1 protein-coding gene and 1 pseudogene are annotated in these 1,417 nt (G+C 74.0%); one reads left to right on the forward strand and one right to left on the reverse strand.

Annotated features, from left to right (window positions below; all coding sequences use genetic code 11):
• Window positions 1–278, reverse strand: a 278-nt coding sequence (locus AB0C29_RS48415) for an ATP-binding protein (RefSeq protein WP_360835125.1), incomplete at its 3' end; no start/stop codon positions are given.
• A 113-nt stretch (window positions 279–391) separates the two neighbouring features.
• Here AB0C29_RS48415 and AB0C29_RS48420 point away from each other — a divergent pair.
• A pseudogene (locus AB0C29_RS48420) lies at window positions 392–1,417 on the forward strand (hypothetical protein); the annotation flags it as partial.

The raw sequence follows: 1,417 nt of genomic DNA on the forward strand, positions 1-1,417 counted from the left end.
CACGCCACAGCCGCGGCCTCGGCCAGCCGGCGGGGGTCCGCGTCGAGGTACCGGGCGTCGATGCTTACCACGCGCCGGCCGGCCGGCTCGGCCTGCCGGCCGGCGTGGCGCAGCAGCCAGGATTTGCCGATGCCGCCGGGCCCATGGAGGTACGCGACCAGCGGAGCGTCCGCCGCCCCGGACAGCATCCGGTCCAGCACCGCGCGCTCCGCGTCCCGGCCCACCAGCGCCTCGGCCCGTGCCGCGGCCAGCCGTCCGTCCAGCGGTGTCGACCCCACGCCAGTCCCCTCTCGTCAGGATCATCTTCTCTCGCCGAGGACCCCGCCCCGCTCACGAAGCCGGCTCCCCCGGCCGATAGGACAGCTGTGGCCTCTAGCGTGAGGGAAGAGTGATGGTGCGGAAGCTGGCGGTCTGCTTCGCCGTGTTCCTGAGCGTGGCGCTGGTGGGCAGTGTGGGCTACTACCTCGCGGACACCGTCGAGGCTTCCCGGGTGAAGATCTTCGAGGAGTTCGGCCTGCGGCCCCGCGACGGCGCCAACGCGATCGCCGGCACGCTGGGGGCCAGCGACACCAAGACCCGGGCGGTGGGCGTCACCGCCTTCTCCGGCACCCCGGCCCAGCTGCGCCGGGACTCCCGCAAGCTGCTGGAGCAGCTCGGCACGCCCTGGTACGCCGTCCTGGCCGCCGACGGCACCGAGCTGGCCAGCTATCCCCCGTCCCACGACGCTGTCGCGCGGCGCCTGCCGGACGGCTCCGGGCTCCGGATCGCGAATCAGACGGGACGGCTCGCCTTCGGTGAGGTCGTGGCGACCCCGAGCGGTGCCAGCGTGCCCGCCTTCCAGCCCTTCACCGCGCCCGGCGGGATCCGGGTGCTCGTGGCTCCCGTCGCGGTCGAGGAGCTCTCGGCGCTGGTTTCCAGCACCCTGAACCTGCCGGGTGTCAGCTCGTACCTGATCGACGGCGCCGGGCGGGTCATCACCTCGACCGGATCGGCCCGGCCGGCCACCGAGGCGCCGCCGGCGGCCCTGCTCTCGGCGCTGCGCAGGCAGAACGAGGGCGTCGTCGGCGACACGTACTTCTGCGCGGCGCCGGTCACCGGTACGGCCTGGCGAGTGGTCATGACGACGTCGAGGTCGGCCCTGCTCGCTCCGGTCCAGTCGACCAGCCGGGTCGCCTGGCAGATCTTCGGCGCCTTCAGCCTCGCCATGATCATGATCCTGCTGATCGGCGCGGCCGCGCTGCTCAGTTCCGCGCGCCTGGCCCGGGCCCGCCTGCACGACGCGCTCACCGGGCTGCCCAACCGGGCGCTGTTCATGGAGCGGGCCGAGACCGCCGTTCTGGACTGGCGGCGCCGGCGGCAGGCCGGGGCCGACGGCGCCCTGGCCGCGCTCTTCCTGGACCTGGACGGTTTCAAGCCG

The sequence above is a fragment of the Actinoplanes sp. NPDC048791 genome (genome assembly GCF_040650095.1).
Taxonomy (GTDB): domain Bacteria; phylum Actinomycetota; class Actinomycetes; order Mycobacteriales; family Micromonosporaceae; genus Actinoplanes.